General features: G+C 73.0%; 13 protein-coding genes. 7 read left to right on the top strand and 6 right to left on the bottom strand.

The annotated features are described in order from the left end of the window. Window positions 1-141 precede the first annotated feature (141 nt). The 4 genes from ACWCPY_RS25040 to ACWCPY_RS25025 all read left to right on the top strand — a co-directional run bounded on the left by ACWCPY_RS25040 (window position 142) and on the right by ACWCPY_RS25025 (window position 2,788). A complete protein-coding gene (locus ACWCPY_RS25040; protein ID WP_451268550.1) occupies window positions 142-774 on the top strand; it encodes an AIM24 family protein in 633 nt (210 codons plus the stop codon). Then, window positions 774-1,424: an AIM24 family protein gene (locus ACWCPY_RS25035; protein WP_451268428.1), complete on the top strand. Its 651-nt coding sequence runs from the start codon at window positions 774-776 to the stop codon at window positions 1,422-1,424. The genes ACWCPY_RS25040 and ACWCPY_RS25035 overlap by 1 nt, the downstream gene beginning before the upstream one ends. Further along, window positions 1,421-2,185: an AIM24 family protein gene (locus ACWCPY_RS25030; protein ID WP_451268426.1), complete on the top strand. Its 765-nt coding sequence runs from the start codon at window positions 1,421-1,423 to the stop codon at window positions 2,183-2,185. Before ACWCPY_RS25035 ends, ACWCPY_RS25030 begins: the two co-directional genes overlap by 4 nt. A 126-nt stretch (window positions 2,186-2,311) precedes the next feature. After that, on the top strand, window positions 2,312-2,788 hold the full coding sequence (locus ACWCPY_RS25025) for a MarR family winged helix-turn-helix transcriptional regulator (RefSeq protein WP_451268424.1): 477 nt from the start codon (window positions 2,312-2,314) through the stop codon (window positions 2,786-2,788). A gap of 19 nt (window positions 2,789-2,807) precedes the next feature. On the opposite strand, the gene ACWCPY_RS25020 is transcribed toward ACWCPY_RS25025, so the two are convergent. Together ACWCPY_RS25020 and ACWCPY_RS25015 are read right to left on the bottom strand one after the other, a co-directional pair. Then, window positions 2,808-4,286: an ATP-binding protein gene (locus tag ACWCPY_RS25020; protein ID WP_451268422.1), complete on the bottom strand. Its 1,479-nt coding sequence runs from the start codon at window positions 4,284-4,286 to the stop codon at window positions 2,808-2,810. Then, window positions 4,283-4,945: a response regulator transcription factor gene (locus ACWCPY_RS25015; protein ID WP_072486748.1), complete on the bottom strand. Its 663-nt coding sequence runs from the start codon at window positions 4,943-4,945 to the stop codon at window positions 4,283-4,285. Before ACWCPY_RS25015 ends, ACWCPY_RS25020 begins: the two co-directional genes overlap by 4 nt. A 119-nt stretch (window positions 4,946-5,064) precedes the next feature. On the opposite strand from ACWCPY_RS25015, the gene ACWCPY_RS25010 reads away from it, so the two are divergent. Next, entirely contained in the window at window positions 5,065-5,670 is a 606-nt protein-coding gene (locus ACWCPY_RS25010) for a PepSY domain-containing protein (RefSeq protein ID WP_451268420.1), read from the top strand. 159 nt (window positions 5,671-5,829) lie between these two features. Here ACWCPY_RS25010 and ACWCPY_RS25005 read toward each other — a convergent pair whose 3' ends face one another. The 4 genes from ACWCPY_RS25005 to ACWCPY_RS24990 form a co-directional block, all read right to left on the bottom strand. Further along, window positions 5,830-8,115, bottom strand: a complete 2,286-nt coding sequence (locus ACWCPY_RS25005; RefSeq protein ID WP_451268418.1) for a serine/threonine-protein kinase — start codon at window positions 8,113-8,115, stop codon at window positions 5,830-5,832. A gap of 28 nt (window positions 8,116-8,143) precedes the next feature. After that, on the bottom strand, window positions 8,144-10,639 hold the full coding sequence (locus ACWCPY_RS25000; RefSeq protein ID WP_451268416.1) for a protein kinase domain-containing protein: 2,496 nt from the start codon (window positions 10,637-10,639) through the stop codon (window positions 8,144-8,146). Between the two features lie 179 nt (window positions 10,640-10,818). Beyond that, window positions 10,819-11,778 (bottom strand): methylmalonyl Co-A mutase-associated GTPase MeaB, encoded by a 960-nt coding sequence (gene meaB / locus ACWCPY_RS24995; protein WP_451268414.1) that lies wholly within the window; start codon window positions 11,776-11,778, stop codon window positions 10,819-10,821. A 50-nt stretch (window positions 11,779-11,828) separates the two neighbouring features. Then, a complete protein-coding gene (locus ACWCPY_RS24990; RefSeq protein WP_451268412.1) occupies window positions 11,829-13,031 on the bottom strand; it encodes an acetyl-CoA C-acetyltransferase in 1,203 nt (400 codons plus the stop codon). A gap of 134 nt (window positions 13,032-13,165) precedes the next feature. Between ACWCPY_RS24990 and mce the strand changes: the two genes are divergently transcribed. After that, window positions 13,166-13,594, top strand: coding sequence for a methylmalonyl-CoA epimerase (gene mce, locus ACWCPY_RS24985; protein WP_093544046.1), 429 nt, complete (start codon window positions 13,166-13,168; stop codon window positions 13,592-13,594). A gap of 164 nt (window positions 13,595-13,758) precedes the next feature. After that, on the top strand, window positions 13,759-17,619 hold the full coding sequence (scy, locus tag ACWCPY_RS24980) for a polarized growth protein Scy (protein WP_451268410.1): 3,861 nt from the start codon (window positions 13,759-13,761) through the stop codon (window positions 17,617-17,619). Window positions 17,620-17,633 lie beyond the last annotated feature (14 nt).

Raw genomic sequence — 17,633 nt, 5'->3', positions numbered from 1 at the left:
GGCCGGATGGACCGCCGGGGATACGTCCCGGTTGCGTACGCATCCGGTACCGGATGCGTATCAGGGGCGGTTCAGGGGGCCGGATCCTCCCTCGGGCCCTGTCCCGGCCGGGGGGCCTGCCGTTAACGTCGCTCCGTGGCAATGTTCCGACTCCAAGGCAGCAGGACGCTCGCCGTCGATCTGGCCGGCGACGCCGTCAGGGCGAAGAACGGCTCGATGGTCGCCTACGACGGCCGGATGACGTTCAAGAAGATGACCGGCGGCGGTGACGGGCTGCGCGGCATGGTGACCCGGCGCCTGACCGGCGAGCACATGTCCGTGATGGAGGTGACCGGCCAGGGCACCTGCTATTTCGCGGACCGCGCGAGCGAGATCAACCTCGTCCCGCTGCACGGCGACAAGCTCTACGTCGAGGCGAGCAACCTGCTGTGCACCGACGCCGGGCTGCGCACCGGCACCACCTTCACCGGCCTGCGCGGCGGGGCGAGCGGCAACGGGCTGTTCACCACCACCGTCGAGGGAACCGGCCAGGTGGCGATCATGTCGGACGGCTCGGCGGTGGCGCTGCGGGTCTCGCCCCAGTACCCGCTGTTCGTCGACCCCGGCGCCTACATCGCCCACCAGGGCAAGCTCCAGCAGCACCTCCAGTCCGGGGTGAACTTCCGGACGCTGATCGGCGAAGGTTCCGGGGAGTCCTTCCAGATCCGGTTCGAGGGCGAGGGCATCGTCTACGTCCAGCCGAGCGAGCGGAACACCATCGGGGGTGATGTCTGATGCCGTTCCGCGAGATCAACTCGAAGATGGTCGAGGCGACGGTGGTTCCCGGCCAGAAGATGTACAGCCAGCGGGGCGCGATGCTCGCCTACCGCGGCGAGGTGTCGTTCACGCCGAACATCCAGGGCGGCCAGGGCGGCGTGATGTCGATGATCGGCCGGCGGGTGGCGAACGAGGCGACCCCGCTGATGACGGTCGAGGGCAGCGGAACGGTGATGTTCGGCCACGGTGGCCATCACATCCAGGTGATCGAGCTGAGCGGCGACACCCTGTACGTGGAGGCCGACCGGCTGCTCGCCTTCGACGGGACGCTCCAGCAGGGCACGATGTTCATGGGCTCGCAGGGCGGCGTGATGGGCATGGTGCGCGGCCAGGTGACCGGGCAGGGTCTGTTCACCACCACGCTCAAGGGCCACGGCGCGGTCGCGGTGATGGCCCACGGCGGGGTGATCGAGCTGCCGATCACCCCGGGCCGCGACGTGCATGTGGACCCGCAGGCGTACGTCGCGCACCACGGCGACGTACGGAACAAGCTCTCGACCGCGCTCGGCTGGCGCGACATGGTGGGGCGCGGCTCCGGCGAGGCGTTCCAGCTGGAGCTGAGCGGAAACGGCGCGGTGTACGTCCAGGCCTCGGAGGAGAAGCTGTGAGCACGCCCGTGGTCTTCGACCCGATGACGCTGCCGTCGGACGACAACGTCAACGCGTACACCTTCTGCGTGGAGCTCAAGGGGAGCCAGTGGTTCCTGCAGAAGGGCAAGATGATCGCCTACTACGGGCGGATCGATTTCAACGGCGTCGGTCACGGCCGCTTCGAGCGGCTGATCCGCACGAGCTTCCACTCACCGCTGCACGCCGGCGACTGGGTGGTGGCCGAGGGCAGCGGCAAGATGCTGCTCGCGGACCGGGCCTTCGATGTGAACTCCTACGACCTGGACGACGGGAATCTGACGATCCGGTCGGGCAACCTCCTCGCGTACCAGCCGTCGCTGGCACTCAAGCAGTCGATCGTGCCGGGTTTTCTGACTCTGATCGGTACGGGGAAGTTCGTGGCCGCCTCCAACGGGCCGGTGGTCTTCATGGAGCCGCCGCTGCGGGTCGACCCGCAGGCCCTGGTGGGCTGGGCGGACTGCCCCTCGCCGTGCCACCACTACGACCACGGCTACATGACGGGCGTACTGGGCGGGCTGCGGTCACTGACGGGGATCGGGGGCACCTCGGGCGAGGAGCACCAGTTCGAGTTCGTCGGCGCGGGCACGGTGCTGCTCCAGTCGACGGAGATCCTGATGGCCGAACAGCCGACGGGTGCGGTGCCGGGCCAGGCCGGGGTCCCGGGCGGCGGGAGTCAACCTGGCGCCACACCCCGTATGCCCGGTCAGCTCGGGGACCTCCAACGTCGCTTCGGTTTGTGAACGGTAGTCTGCGGAGTGTGACGTCGAACGTCCGCACCCCGCTCCCGGACCCGTCTGACGGACGGGTGCCGACCGTCACACCCATCTACTTCGTCCGGCTTTCAACTTCTTAGGTAGAATCCATATATGGAGACCGAGACGGCCACGCGCTGGCTGAACGACGCGGAGCAGTGCGCCTGGCGCACCCACCTGGACGTCAGCAGGCTGCTGATGCACCAGCTGGAGAAGGATCTCCAGCCGTTCGGCCTGACCAACAACGACTACGAGATCCTGGTCAACCTCTCGGAGTCGGACGACCAGCGCATGCGGATGAGCGACCTCGCCGCCGCGACGCTGCAGTCCAAGAGCAGGCTCTCGCACCAGATCACCCGTATGGAGACCGCGGGCCTGGTCCGCAGGGAGAACTGCGAGTCCGACCGGCGGGGTCTGTACGCGGTCCTCACCGAGGACGGAGCGGAGACGATGCGCAAGGTGGCACCGCACCACGTGGCCTCGGTCCGCAAGCACTTCATTGACCTGCTGACACCCCAGGCGCTGGCGGACCTGCACGCGGCGCTGACCCCGGTCGCGGAACACCTCCGGGGACGACGCGGCAAGGTGTGACCCCGGCGCCGGGCGGCGTTCAGCGGGCTCCGGGCAGCCAGAGCTCGAACCGGGCGCCGCCCTCCCGCGCACCGTCCACCGTCAGCCGCCCGCCGTGCCGGACGGCCACGTCCCGGGCGATGGCCAGGCCCAGGCCCGCGCCGCCGTCGTCCCGGGTGCGGGCGTCGTCGAGCCGTACGAAGCGCTCGAAGATCCGCTCCCGCTCCTGGGGCGGCACTCCCGCCCCGTCGTCGCTGACGGCGACGACCACACCGCCCCGTTCCGCCGCGCGCACCGAGACCGTCACCGTGCTGCGCGCGTGACGCTCGGCGTTGTCCAGCAGATTGCCGATCACCCGCGCCAACTGCCCGCGCGAACCGGCCACTTCGAGCCGCCCGGGGTCCGGCACCGAGACCGCCACGGCGATCCGGTCCCCGGTGCGCTGCGAGACCTCCTCGCGGACCAGCGCGCCCAGGTCCAGCGCCGCGAGCCCCGGCCGCTCCCCCGCGTCCAGCCTGGCCAGCAGCAGGAGATCGGCGGCCAGCGTTTGGAGCCGTACGGTGTCGGCGACCGCGCCCGGCACGTCCAGCAGCTCCGGGTGGGCCGCGCCCACCTCCAGCTGCGTGCGCAGCGAGGCGATCGGGCTGCGCAGTTCGTGCGAGGCGTCCGCGACGAACCGCCGCTGCCGCTCGACGGAGGCCTCCAGGGCGGTGAGCGTCTCGTTGGTCGTACGGGCCAGCCGGGCGATCTCGTCGCGCGAGCCGGGCTCCGGCACCCGCCGGCTCAGGTCCTCCGAGGCGGTGATCGCGGCCATCTCGCGCCGGATGCCCTCGACCGGGCGCAGCGCCCGCCGGGTCACCAGCCAGGTCACCCCGGCGACGACGAGCAGCAGCACCGGCAGCCCGATCAGCATCGCGCCGCGCACCGTGCCCACGGCCTCCTGTTCGGCGGCCAGCGGGGCGCCCGCGTGGACGGTCAGGGTCACCCCGGCGGGGGTGGTCGCCTGCACGGACGCGAAACGGTAGTCGGCCGTCTCGCCGTCGACGGTGGCGGTGCCGTTGCCGAAGTCCGGTTCGTCGGAGTCGACTTCACCGCGGCCGGGGGCGGGGGTGGCGCGGTCGTCGTCATCGCCGCCGTCGTCGCGCCCGTTGTCGTCGCCCCCGTTGTCGTCGTCGCTCCCGCCGCCGGATGCCCCGGCGGTCGGTGACGGGAGCGGTGTGACCCGGTCGGTGCCGGTGCCGGAGATCGCCTGGAGGTCCTTGGAGACGGCGACGACCCGCCCGTCCTCGTCGGTCACCTGGACCGGATGGTCCTCCTCGTCGCGCATCTCCAGCCGGTCGTACGGCACGTCGAGGGCCAGCTGACCGGCCACCTCCCGGGCCACCACCTCGGCCTGCAGCCCTGCCTGGCCGGTGAGGTTGGCGCGCAGGACGAGGAGCACGGAGAGCCCGGCGCCGATCAGCGCGAGGGCGACCACCACGGTGGCGCCGAGCGCGGCCCTGGCCCGTACCGATCTCACAGCGCCTCCAGCCGGTATCCGGCGCCGCGCACCGTGCGGATGGCGGCCGCGCCGAGCTTGCGGCGCAGCGCGCTCACGTACACCTCGACGATGTTCGGGTCGCCGTCGTAGGCGAAGTCCCAGACGTGTTCGAGGATGTCCGCCTTGCTCACCACCTGGCCGGACCGCAGCGCGAGCTGCTCCAGCACCGCGAACTCCTTGGTGGTGAGGGTGATTTCGGCTTCGCCGAGGTGGACGCGGCGGGCGGCGGTGTCCATGCGCAGGGCGCCGACGGTGACCACCGGCGAACCGGAGCCGCCGCCCCGGCGCCGCAGCAGCGCCCGGATCCTGGCCACCAGCACGACGTACGAGAAGGGCTTGGTCAGGTAGTCGTCGGCCCCGGTGTCGAGGCCCTCCGCCTCGTCGTACTCCCCGTCCTTCGCCGTCAGCATCAGGATCGGCGTCTCGTGCCCGGCGGCGCGCAGGGCGGCGCAGACGCGGTAGCCGTTCATCCCGGGCAGCATGATGTCGAGGACGACGAGGTCGTACGCGCCCTCGGCGGCCCGGTGCAGCCCTTCGAGGCCGTCGTGGACCACGTCCACGGCGAAGCCCTCGGCGGTGAGCCCCGCGGCCAGGGCCGTCGCGAGCCGCTTCTCGTCCTCCACGATCAACAGGCGCATGCGCACAGGGTCGCAAACCGAACCTGAAGACGCCTTCAGGTGGCTTCAGGCTGCGTTCAGCATCACCCCGGCAATGTGGTCCTCGTCGAAACCGGCCACCCGATCGGGGAGGAACCCTCATGAAGCGCAAGATCGTCATCGCCGCCGTCACCGCGGCCGTGCTCGCCGGCGGCGGGGCAGCCACGGCGGTCGCCTTCGCGGGCGACGACGGCCACGACCACGGGTCCCGGTCCAGTGCGAAGAGCGGTGACACCGCCCGGGTCGGCGTGCAGGAAGCGATCGCGGCCGCCGTCGAGGCCGTCCCCGGCACGGTCACCGAGGCCGAGCTGGACGACGAGGACGGCGGGCTCGTCTGGGAGCTCGACGTGTACGGCTCCGACAAGGCCTGGCACGACGTGACGGTGGACGCGGGCAACGGCAAGGTGCTCGGCAAGCACGTCTCCGACGATGACGACGACCGCGACCGGCACGCGCCCCGCTCGGCCCGGGTGTCGCCGGACGCGGCGGTCGACGCCGCGCTGAAGGCGAACCCGGGGACGGTCACCTCGGTCGACCTGGAGGACGACCACGACGACCGGAGCGGCGCGGCGCCGCACTGGGAGGTCGACGTCCGGGGCAAGGACGGCAAGCGGCACGAGCTGAACGTCGACGCGGGCACGGGCAAGGTGACGGTGGACCGGTCGGACGACGGCCACGACGACGACCGTGACGGGGACGACGACTAGGGTCTTTCGTCTGGGATCGGGCCGGATCGGGGAGCGGGACCCGGTGCGTGCGCTCGCAAGGCGGAGGAGGGAGTCGGGGCGGAGCCCCGGCGACTGACGACAACGCGGCGAGTGCGCGTGCCGGGCCCCGCGAGCCCGGCACGATCCGAACGAATGCCCCTAGGGCACGTAGACGGAGATGACCGTCCCGTCGCCGAAGCCCAGGAACATCGCGTCGCCCCGGGCGAGGTACGAGATCGACGCGGGGTCCTGTTTCCCGGCGGGCCAGTTCGTGGGAAGGCGCGAGCCCGCGTTCTCCGCCTCTCCCTCGGAGTCCATGGCGAACGCGACGATGTTCTGCTCCTTCACGACAACGGCCTTGTCGCCGGCCACGGCAGGCACGCCCCCGTCGTGCAGCGTCTCGCCGCCGTCGTACGTCGCCCAGTACTGCCTCCCGTCGGCCAGGCCGAACGCGTACGCCCGCGTCCGGCTGCTCACCACGACCCTGCCGTCCCGCGACACGACGGGCCGGTAGGCGATGTCCACGCCGTCGGCGAGCATGCGGCGGTTCTGCGGGGCCGTCACATCGACGACCGTCAGGCCGTTCGAGCCCGCGCAGAGGAGTTCCTTGCCCTTCAGGACCGGCGTACGGCAGGCGATGTCACCGGCACCGATGGCTGCCAGCCGTGCGCCGTCCGCGCCCTTGAGGACGGTGACACCGTCTCCGACCGCGACGAGCCGACCGTCCGCGAACGACAGTTCCGCCTCGGCTGCCGGGTCGTCCCACGGCTTGTCCCACTTGTGGGTCTGCCCGCCGGTGAGCTGGTGGGCGAGGATCCTGGCCGCGCCCGTGCCGGTGGCCCTCGTGGCGTAGTACAGGACTCCGCCGGACTGGACGGAGCCGGTCACCCGGGTGCCTTCGGGCAGCGGCTCCCGCCACTTCCGCGTACCGTCGTCCAGGCCGAGCGCCACCAGCGCACCTTCGTGGAAGGCGTAGACGGTGGTGCCGATGACGGCGGCCACCGAGGCCGGTCCACTGCCCGGCCTGCCCGGCTCGGTCCGCCAGCGCTGCTTGCCGTTCGCGGCGTCCAGCACGGTGATGCGCTGCGGGCCGCCGCAGACCAGGGAGGTATCCGCGAGTACGCACTCCACCGATCCGTTCTCGACCCTGGTCTTCCACGCCTTCCAGCCCGCCGGCTTACTGGAGACATCGGTGCCGGCCGCCCCGAAGTCCCCGGTGTGGCCCGCGTCCGCGCCCGGAATGACTGCCGGTCCCGCCTTCGCCCGCGCGGCGTCCGAGGCGGAAGCGGTCGGCCGCGCACCGCCGCCCGCGTCGTCACCGCCTCCGCCGTCCCCCTCGAAGAGCCCCGGCAGCAGCACCGCGCCCAGCACCACGCACACCACCGTGGCCGCTGCCGCCGACGCGATCCACAGCCCCTTGTTGCCCCGCCGGTCACCCGGTACGGCCACCGGCACGACGGGCGTCGGGGCGAGGGCGGGACCGCCGGGGTGCGGTGCGGCGAGCGGGGCGGGCGGTGCGGCGGCGGCCGGCGCGACTGCCGCCGCGACGGCGCGCGCCGCCGCCGCGTGCGCGGCGAGCTGCCCCCGTACCGCCTGTGTCCAGGGGAAGGCTCCTCGGGGCGCGGGGACCGGCAGCAGCAGCTCGGCCAGCTGCTGGGGCGTCGGGCGGGCCTCGGCCTCACTGCGCAGGCACTCCTCGATCACCGCGCGCAACTGCGGTGGCACGCGGGAGAGTTCGGCCTCGCCCTGGGCGATCCGGAAGATCACGGCGGCCATGTCGGAGTCGTCGAACGGGCCCCGGCCGGTCGCCGCGAAGGCGAGCACCGCACCGAGGCAGAAGACGTCCGACGCGGGTACGAGCGCCCGTGAGCCGTTGACGTGCTCGGGCGAGATGTAGCCGGGGCTGCCGACCACCACCCCGGTCCGGGTGAGCTGGGTGGCGTCGAAGGCCTGGGCGATCCCGAAGTCGATCACCTTCGGCCCGTCGGCGCCGAGCAGTACGTTGCCCGGCTTGAGGTCGCGGTGGAGTACGCGTACGGCGTGCATGTCGGCGAGCGCGCGGGCGAGACCGGCGCCCATCTCACGGACCACCGGCTCGGGCATCGGACCGCCGTGGATCACCGCCTCGGCGAGCGAGGGGCCGGGGACGTACTCGGTCGCCAGCCAGGGCAGCCGGCTGCCCGCGTCGCCGCCGACAAGGGACGCGGAGTGCGGGCTGCGCACGGCGCCCGCCGCGTCGATCTCACGCCGGAAGCGGATGCGGAAGCCGTCGTCCAGGTCGAGATCGGCACGGACGGTCTTCAGCGCGACCAGCCCGTCGTACGGGTCCGGGGCACCGGCGGGGCGGGCCAGGTACACCTCGCCCATGCCGCCCGCGCCCAGCAGTCCGAGAAGCTGGTACGGGCCGATCAGCCGGGCTCTGCCGGGTGGAAGCGGCTCGATCACTGCGCGGTCCCCTCGGGCGGTCCGTCGTTCACTCGGGCAGCGGTACGGAGAGCGTGGTGCCGTCGTCGTACACGACATGGACGACGCCGCCGACCGGCAGCACCTGCGGGTCGTTCAGCTCCTTGTCCAGCTGGATGCCGTCCGCCATGTCGTAGTCGGGCGTGCGGCTCGGGCCCGGGGCGCCCACGAGGCGGGTCCTGACCAGGGCGCCGAGGGTGCCGTCGGGGCGGACCGGGACGGTGCAGAGCGTCGTGCTGTCCGCCCACACGATGGTGTCCGCGACGATCAGGGCGTCGGAGGACGGGTCGCTCATGCCCTCGCCCGCCTTCACGGCCAGCGGGAAGCGACCGAGGGTCCGGCCGTTCTCGCGGCCGACGACGACCAGCTCGTCGGGCACCTCCGGCACGTACTTGTTGCCGCGGCGGATGACCACCACCCGGTCGTCGAGCGCGTTGACGTCCGCCCCGGCGACGAACGCGGGGTCCACCGGGACCTTGCCCTGTTCCTTGAGCGTGCCCGCCGACATCCGGCGCACGGTCATGTCGGTGCCGACGCCGGAGGAGTCGCCGTTGCGGGCGTAGGTGGTGCAGTAGGCGTACGGGCCCCGCAGCCGCACGTCCCCGCACGACGCACTCCCGCCCTCCGCCGTGCCGAGCCGCGCGCCGTCCTTGGGACGGAACGCCTTCGGGCCGTCCAGACCGATCGCGTAGACCACCTCGCCGTCGGTGGCGACCGGCCAGAAATTGCCCCGCTGGGCCTTGGCGATGTCCTTGGCGGAGAGGGACTCGTGCCACTTCTGCCTGCCGTTGCCCAGGTCGTAGGCGGCGAGCTCGGCCCCCTCGGAGGACCAGGTGGTGGAGGCGAGGACCAGGCCGCCGACGACCAGCGGCGCGCTCTCCAGGCTCTGCGCGCCGCCCGACCGGGTCTCCCAGCGGACCTTCCCCGTGCGCGCGTCCAGCGCCTGCAGACGGTAACCGGCGGCGAGCAGCACGGCGTCGTCGTACACGGCGGGACGGGTGGCGCTGGCCGGCATGAAGAACTGGCCGGTCGGCCCCCAGCCCGCGGCACGGGACGTCTCCCCCGTGTCCAGCGTCCACATCCGGTGCCCGTCCGCCGCCGACAGGGCTTCGTACGTGCCGTCGGCCTTCCGGCAGACCACCACGTCGCGCCCCGCGGCGCAGCCGATCGGCGATCCGGCGAACTTCCCCTTCCAGGGTTTCTTCCACCCCGCCGGACGGACATCGCGGCCGTACGGGACCGTGCCCGAGGCGTCCGGGCCGCCGTTCTCGTCCACGCCCGCCACGATGCGGACGGCGGGTGCCCCGCCCCCGCGCGCGGTCCCTCCGGGGGCCTTCTGGTTGTTGCGCCAGGCCAGGATCCCTCCGGTCGCCGCGCCCAGCACGATCAGCGCGGCCAGGGAGAGGGCCAGGGCACGACGGGAGCGGCGGGATGGCGGTGCCTGGGTGGTGCCCAAGGCGGGCGGGGCGAGACCGGGCCCCTGGGTGGGTGTGCTGTGCGGGTCGGGGGCGGCGGGCGGGGCCTGGACGGGACCGGGGCCCTGGGTGGGCAGCTGGTGGAGCGCGGGCCGGCTGTCGGCGGTCACCTCGGTCGGGGTGTACCCCGGCAGCAGCGGGCCGCCCAGCGCGACGACCCGGGCCAGTTCGCGCCCGTGCTCGGCGATGTGCTGCGTCACCGGGTCCGGCCACCGGTCCGCCGCTCCGGCGTCGAGCAGCTCCGCGAGTTCGGCGGCGGCCGGGCGGGCGGCCGGGTCGGCGACCAGGCAGCGGTCCAGTACGGCCCGCAGCACGTCCGGAACGTCGTCGAGATCGGCCTCGACGTACTTGACCCGGTAGAGCACGGCGGCGACCGGCCCGTCGCCGAAGGGGTCGCGTCCGGTGACGGCGTGGCAGAGCACGGAGGCGAGACAGAAGACGTCCGAGGCGGGGACGACGCGTCCGCTGCCCGCCACGTGTTCCGGGGACATGAAGGACGGGCTGCCGACCATGCGGCTGGTGGTGGTGAGCGGGGTCGCGCCGAAGTCGCGGGCGATCCCGAAGTCGATCAGGCGGGGGCCGTCCGCCGCGAGCATCACATTGCCGGGCTTCACGTCGCGGTGGACGATCCCGGCCGCGTGCACGGCCGACAGGGCGCGGGCGAGTCCGGCGCCGAGCATCCGTACCTCGGCCTCGTCCATCGCCCCCGCCCGGCGGACGGCGGCGGACAGGTCGGGCCCGGCCACGTATCCGGTGGCGAGCCAGGGCACCTCGGCGTCGGCGTCCCCGTCGAGCAGCGGGGCGAGATGGGGTCCGGCGACGGACCGGGCGACGGTGATCTCGCGGCGGAATCGGCTGCGGAATCCGGGGTCCTTGGCCACGTCGCGGCGGACGGTCTTGACGGCGACCGGTTCACCGCCGCCGTCCCTGACACCGAGGAAGACCTCCCCCATGCCGCCCGCGCCGAGCCTGGCCCGTATCCCGTACGGACCGATCCGTCTCGGCGAGTCCTCCCGCAGCGGACCCAGCATGCGCCACTCCCCCCGTCGGTACGCATGAATCGGCGGACACCCCCGTGCGCATCCGGCGGCAATCCTGCCACGGACACGTCATGCCCGGCAGCGCCGGGCGGAACGGCCGGAACGCACGGCCGGGCGGGTCCGGAAGCGGCCCGCACGCCGCTCCGGACCCGCCCGGCCGTCCCTTCGGATCACACCTCGCCGGTGAGTCCCGCCACCAGTTCGTCCGCCGCCGCGTACGGGTCGAGGCCGCCCGCCACGATGCGTTCGGCCAGCGCGCCGAGGTGGCGGTCGCCGTGGAGGTCGCCGATCCGCTCGCGCAGCCGGGTCACGGCGATGGTCTCGACCTCGTGGGCCGCACGCGCCGTGCGCCGCTCGGCGAGCACCCCGTGCTCCTCCATCCACGCCCGGTGCTTCTCCAGCGCCTCGACGACCTCGTCGATGCCCTCGCCCCGGGCGGCGACCGTCTTCACGATCGGCGGCCGCCAGTCGCCCGGGCCCCTCGATTCGCCGAGGCCCAGCATGTGGTTGAGCTCGCGCGCGGTGGCGTCCGCGCCGTCCCGGTCGGCCTTGTTGACGACGTACACGTCGCCGATCTCCAGGATTCCGGCCTTCGCCGCCTGGATGCCGTCGCCCATGCCGGGGGCCAGCAGGACGACGGAGGTGTCGGCCTGGGAGGCGATCTCCACCTCCGACTGACCGACGCCGACCGTCTCCACGAGGATCACCTCGCAGCCCGCCGCGTCCAGCACCCGGATCGCCTGCGGTGCCGACCAGGCGAGGCCGCCCAGATGGCCGCGGGTGGCCATGGACCGGATGTAGACGCCCGGGTCGGAGGCGTGCTCCGACATCCGGACCCGGTCACCGAGGAGCGCCCCGCCGGAGAACGGCGAGGACGGGTCGACGGCCAGGACGCCGACCCGCTTGCCGGCCCGCCGGTACGCCGAGACCAGCGCCGACGTCGATGTCGACTTGCCGACACCTGGTGAGCCGGTCAGGCCGACGACGTACGCGTTGCCGGTCAGCGGCGCCAGGGCCGCCATCACCTCGCGCAGCTGCGGCGACGCCCCCTCCACCAGGGAGATGAGCCGGGCCACGGCCCGCGGCCGGCCCGCACGTGCCTGCTCGACCAGGGTGGGGACGTCCACCATCACCGCTCCGTTCACTCGCTGGGTGCTCTACGTGTACCGCGTACTGCCTGTTACTTGCCCGGAACGCGGATGATCAGTGCGTCGCCCTGGCCGCCGCCGCCGCACAGCGCCGCCGCACCGGTGCCGCCGCCGCGCCGCTTCAGCTCCAGCGCCAGGTGCAGCACCACGCGGGCGCCGGACATGCCGATGGGGTGACCCAGCGCGATGGCGCCGCCGTTGACGTTCACCTTCTCCGGGGTGACGCCGAGGTCCTTCATCGACTGGACGGCGACCGCGGCGAAGGCCTCGTTGATCTCGATGAGGTCGAGGTCCGCCACTTCCAGGCCCTCCTTCTTGAGGGCGTGCTTGATGGCGTTGGACGGCTGCGACTGGAGCGAGTTGTCCGGGCCCGCCACATTGCCGTGGGCGCCGATCTCGGCGATCCAGTCCAGGCCCAGCTCCTCGGCCTTGGCCTTGCTCATGACGACGACCGCGGCGGCGCCGTCGGAGATCTGCGAGGAGGTGCCCGCGGTGATCGTGCCGTCCTTGGCGAACGCCGGGCGCAGCTTGCCGAGGGACTCCACGGTCGTCTCCGGGCGGATGCCCTCGTCCTTGGCGAAGAGGACCGGGTCGCCCTTGCGCTGCGGGATCTCGACCGGGGTGATCTCGGCCTCGAAGAGGCCGTTCTTCTGGGCCGCGGCGGCGCGCTGGTGCGAGAGGGCGCCGATCTCGTCCTGGTCGGCGCGGCTCAGCCCGAGACGGGAGTTGTGCTTCTCGGTGGACTCGCCCATCGGGATGTTCTCGTAGGCGTCGGTCAGACCGTCGTACGCCATGGAGTCGAGCATCTCGATCGCGCCGTACTTGTGGCCCTCGCGGGACTTGGGGAGCAGGTGCGGGGCGTTGGTCATGGACTCCTGGCCGCCGGCGACGACGACGTCGAACTCACCGGCGCGGATCAGCTGGTCGGCGAGGGCGATCGCGTCGAGCCCGGAGAGGCACACCTTGTTCACGGTGAGCGCGGGGACGTTCATCGGGATGCCCGCCTTGACGGCGGCCTGGCGCGCCGGGATCTGCCCCGCGCCGGCCTGCAGCACCTGGCCCATGATCACGTACTCGACCTGGTCGCCGCCGATGCCGGCCCGGTCCAGCGCGGCCTTGATGGCGAAGCCGCCGAGGTCGGCGCCGGAGAAGCTCTTCAGCGAGCCGAGGAGGCGGCCCATGGGCGTACGCGCGCCCGCGACGATCACTGAGGTGGTACCGGTCGTTCCAGACATGAGGGGCGCCCCTTGGGATGAGGAGTGAACGAGGGTTTACTTGAATGTACTGAGCGGTACCTCGCCCGTCATCCGGCAGCGGGTGTGACGGCGCGCACGTTGCGTAACCATCCGTGTGGCGTTGCACTGGTTCCATGCTGACGCGAATCGACCACATCGGGATCGCCTGTTTCGACCTCGACAGGACCGTCGAGTTCTACCGCTCGACCTACGGGTTCGAGGTGTTCCATTCCGAGATCAACGAGGAGCAGGGCGTACGGGAGGCCATGCTCAAGATCAACGATACGTCCGACGGTGGCGCTTCCTACCTCCAGCTCCTGGAGCCGACCCGGGAGGACTCGGCCGTCGGCAAGTGGCTGGCGAAGAACGGGGAGGGCGTCCACCACATCGCCTTCGGCACCGCGGATGTCGACGCCGATTCCGCGGACATCCGGGAGAAGGGGGTCAGGGTGCTGTACGAGGAGCCCAGGACGGGTTCCATGGGGTCCCGGATCACCTTCCTGCACCCCAAGGACTGCCACGGAGTCCTCACCGAACTGGTCACGTCCGCAGCGGAGCACTGACCTCCGGATACCTGGCCCGGTAGAGTGGGCTGTTCCGGGCCGGGGCCGGGTCGGGGCCGCGCCGCGTCCCCAGCCGTTGATCTGTCACCATTCCCCGGGGGACCGTTCACCGGTGAACGGTACTCGTTGGAGAGTTGCGACCAGGGGACGGATGGGACCGCGCAGTGCGGGGCTACGAACGCCAGGAGAGCCACCGAGCTGAAGACGACCATCTCTCGCGGTTCGAAGCCGAGATGGACCGGCTGAAGACCGACCGGGAGAAGGCCGTCCAGCACGCCGAGGACCTCGGTTACCAGGTCGAGGTCTTGCGCGCCAAGCTGCACGAGGCTCGGCGCAATCTCGCGACCCGTCCCGCGTACGACAGCGCGGACATCGGCTACCAGGCCGAGCAGTTGCTCCGTAACGCCCAGATCCAGGCGGAACAGCTGCGCACCGACGCCGAGCGGGAGCTCCGCGACGCCCGCGCGCAGACGCAGCGGATCCTCCAGGAGCACGCCGAGCACCAGGCCCGGCTCCAGGCCGAGCTGCACAACGAGGCGGTGCAGCGGCGCCAGCGGCTCGACCAGGAGCTGGCGGAGCGCCGCCAGACCGTCGAGTCCCATGTCAACGAGAACGTCGCCTGGGCCGAGCAGCTCAGGGCCAGGACGGAGTCCCAGGCCCGCCGGCTGCTGGAGGAGTCGCGGGCCGAGGCCGAACAGTCCCTGACGGCCGCGCGCGCCGAGGCGAACCGGCTGGCGGAGGAGACCCGGCAGCGGCTGGGTTCCGAGGCGGAGTCGGCCCGGAGCGAGGCCGAGGCGATCCTGCTGCGCGCCCGCAAGGACGCCGAGCGGCTGCTGGACGCCGCCTCCAGCCAGGCGCAGGAGGCCACCAGCCACGCCGAGCAGCTGCGTACGTCGACGACGGCCGAGACCGAGCAGACCCGGCAGCGTACCGCCGAGCTGAACCGGACCGCCGAGCAGCGCATGCAGGAGGCCGAGACCCAGCTGCGCGAGGCCCGGCTGGAGGCCGAGAAGGTCACCGCCGAGGCGAAGGAGGCCGCGGTCAAGCGGCTGGCCGCCGCCGAGTCGCAGAACGAGCAGCGCACCCGTACGGCCAAGTCGGAGATCGCCCGGCTGGTCGGCGAGGCGACCAAGGACGCCGAGACGCTCAAGGCGGAGGCCGAGCAGGCGCTCGCCGACGCGCGGGCCGAGGCGGACCGGCTGAAGTCCGAGGCGTCCGAGAAGGCCCGCACGGCCGCCGCCGAGGACACCGCGGCCCAGCTCGCCAAGGCCGCCAGGAGCGCCGAGGAGGTGCTGACCAAGGCGTCCGAGGACGCCAGGTCCACCACCAGGGCGGCGAGCGAGGAGGCCGACCGGATCCGCCGCGAGGCGGAGGCCGAGGCGGACCGGCTGCGCGGCGAGGCCGCCGAGCAGGCCGATCAGCTCAAGGGCGCGGCCAAGGACGACACCAAGGAGTACCGGGCCAAGACGGTCGAGCTGCAGGAGGAGGCGCGCAGGCTGCGCGGCGAGGCCGAGCAGCTGCGCTCCGAGGCGGTCGCCGAGGGCGAGCGGATCCGCGGTGAGGCCCGCCGCGAGGCCGTCCAGCAGATCGAGGAGGGCGCGAAGACCGCCGAGGAGCTGCTGGCCAAGGCAAAGGCGGACGCGGAGGAGCTGCGCGGCGCCGCGGGCACCGAGAGCGAGCGGGTCCGCACCGAGGCGGCCGAGCGGGCCGGTGCGCTGCGCAAGCAGGCCGAGGAGGCCCTGGAACGCGCCCGTGCCGAGGCCGAGCAGCTGCGTACCGACTCCGAGGAGCTGGCCGGCGCGACCACCGCCGCGGCCGAGCAGGCGGCGTCCGGGCTGCGCGAGGAGACCGAGCGCGCGGTCGCGGCCCGGCAGGCGGAGGCGGCCGAGGAGCTGACCCGGCTGCACACCGAGGCGGAGACCAAGGTCGCCACCTCCGAGCAGGAACTCACGGATGCGCGCGCCGAGGCCGAGCGCATCCGGCGCGAGACGAACGAGGAGTCCGAGCGGCTGCGTGCGGAGGCCGCCGAGCGGATCCGGACGCTGCGCGAGCAGGCGGAGACCGAGGCGGAGCGGCTGCGTGACGAGGCCGCTGCGGACGCGTCGCAGTCGCGTGCGGAGGGCGAGTCCGTCGCCGTACGGCTGCGCTCCGAGGCCGCGGCCGAGGCCGAGCGGCTGAAGTCCGAGGCGCAGGAGAGCGCCGACCGGGTGCGGTCCGAGGCCGCCGCCGCCGCGGACCGGGTCGCCACGGAGGCCGCCGAGGCGCTGGCCGCCGCCCAGGAGGAGGCCTCACGGCGCCGCCGGGAGGCCGAGGAGACCCTCGACGCGGCACGCACCGAGGCGAACCAGGAGCGCGAGCGGGCCCGGGAGCAGAGCGAGGAGCTGCTCGCCTCCGCCCGCAAGCGGGTCGAGCAGGCGCAGGCCGAGGCACAGCGGCTGGTCGAGGAGGCGGACAGCCGGGCGGCCGAGCTGGTCTCCGCGGCCGAGCAGACCGCCCAGCAGGTGCGGGATTCGGTCAGCGGGCTGCAGGAGCAGGCCGAGGAGGAGATCGCCGGGCTGCGCTCGACCGCCGAGCACGTCGCGGAGCGGACGAAGTCCGAGGCGCAGGAGGAGGCGGACCGGGTCCGCGCCGACGCGCACGCGGAGCGGGAGCGGGCCGGCGAGGACGCGGCCCGGATCCGCCGGGAGGCGCAGGAGGAGTCCGAGGCCGCGAAGGCGATGGCCGAGCGGACCGTCGCGGACGCGATCACGGAGTCGGAGCGGCTGCGGGCGGACACCGCCGAGTACAGCCAGCGGATGCGTACCGAGGCCTCCGACGCGCTGGCCTCGGCCGAGCAGGACGCGTCGCGCAGCCGCGCCGAGGCCCGCGAGGACGCCAACCGGATGCGTTCCGACGCCGCGGCCCAGGCCGACCGGCTGGTGGGCGAGGCGACGAGCGAGGCCGAGCGGATCGGCACGGAGTCGACGCAGCAGGCCACCCAGCGCGTGGAGGAGGCGACGCAGCAGGCCACCGCGCTGGTCGACGAGGCGAAGCAGCAGGCGGCCCGGCTCTCGGGCGAGGCCGTGGACGAGGCCGAGCGGCTGCGCGCGGAGGCGGCGGCCACCGTCGGCTCGGCGCAGGAGCACGCGGCCCGTACCCGCGAGGAGGCGGAGCGGGTGCGCGCCGAGGCGGAGGCCGCGGCCGAGCAGCTGCGCACGGAGGCCCGCCAGGAGGCGGACCGGCTGCTCGACGAGGCGCGGGAGGCGGCGGCCAAGCGCCGGGCCGATGCCGCGGAGCAGGCCGATCAACTGGTCGGCAAGGCACAGGAGGAGGCGTTGCGCGCCGCCACCGAGGCCGAGGAACAGGCCGACACGATGGTCGGCGTGGCCCGCAAGGAGGCCGTGCGGATCACCTCGGAGGCGACCGTCGAGGGCAACTCCCTGGTGGAGCAGGCCCGTACGGACGCGGACGAGCTGCTGGTCGGCGCGCGCCGGGACGCCACGGCGATCCGGGAACGGGCCGAGGAGCTGCGGGCCCGGATCGAGGGCGAGATCGAGGAACTGCACGACCGGGCCCGGCGGGAGACCTCCGAGCAGATGAAGACGGCGGGCGAGCGCGTCGACAACCTGATGAAGGCGGCGACGGAGCAGCGCGACGAGGCGGCGGCCAAGGCCAAGGAGCTGCTGGCGGACGCCAATTCGGAGGCGAGCAAGGTCCGGATCGCCGCGGTGAAGCGGGCCGAGTCGCTGCTGAAGGAGGCCGAGCAGAAGAAGGCCACGCTGGTCCGCGAGGCCGAGAAGCTGCGGGCCGACGCCGAGGCCGAGGCGAAGCACACGGTCGACGAGGGCAAGCGCGAGCTCGATCTGCTGGTGCGCCGGCGCGAGGACATCAACACCGAGATCTCCCGCGTCCAGGACGTGTTGGAGGCGTTGGAGTCCTTCGAGACGCCGGCGGCCGGCGGCAAGGGCTCGGGCGGTTCCTCCGGTAACGTCAAGGCCGGGGCCGCGGCGGGCACTCGATCGAGTGGCAAGTCGTCCGAGGGGTAGTCACCTTGTCAGTT

It is taken from the genome of Streptomyces sp. NPDC002403 (genome assembly GCF_053593015.1).
Note: the sequence above shows the minus strand (reverse complement) of the source record. Positions and strands in the feature narration are given on the sequence as shown.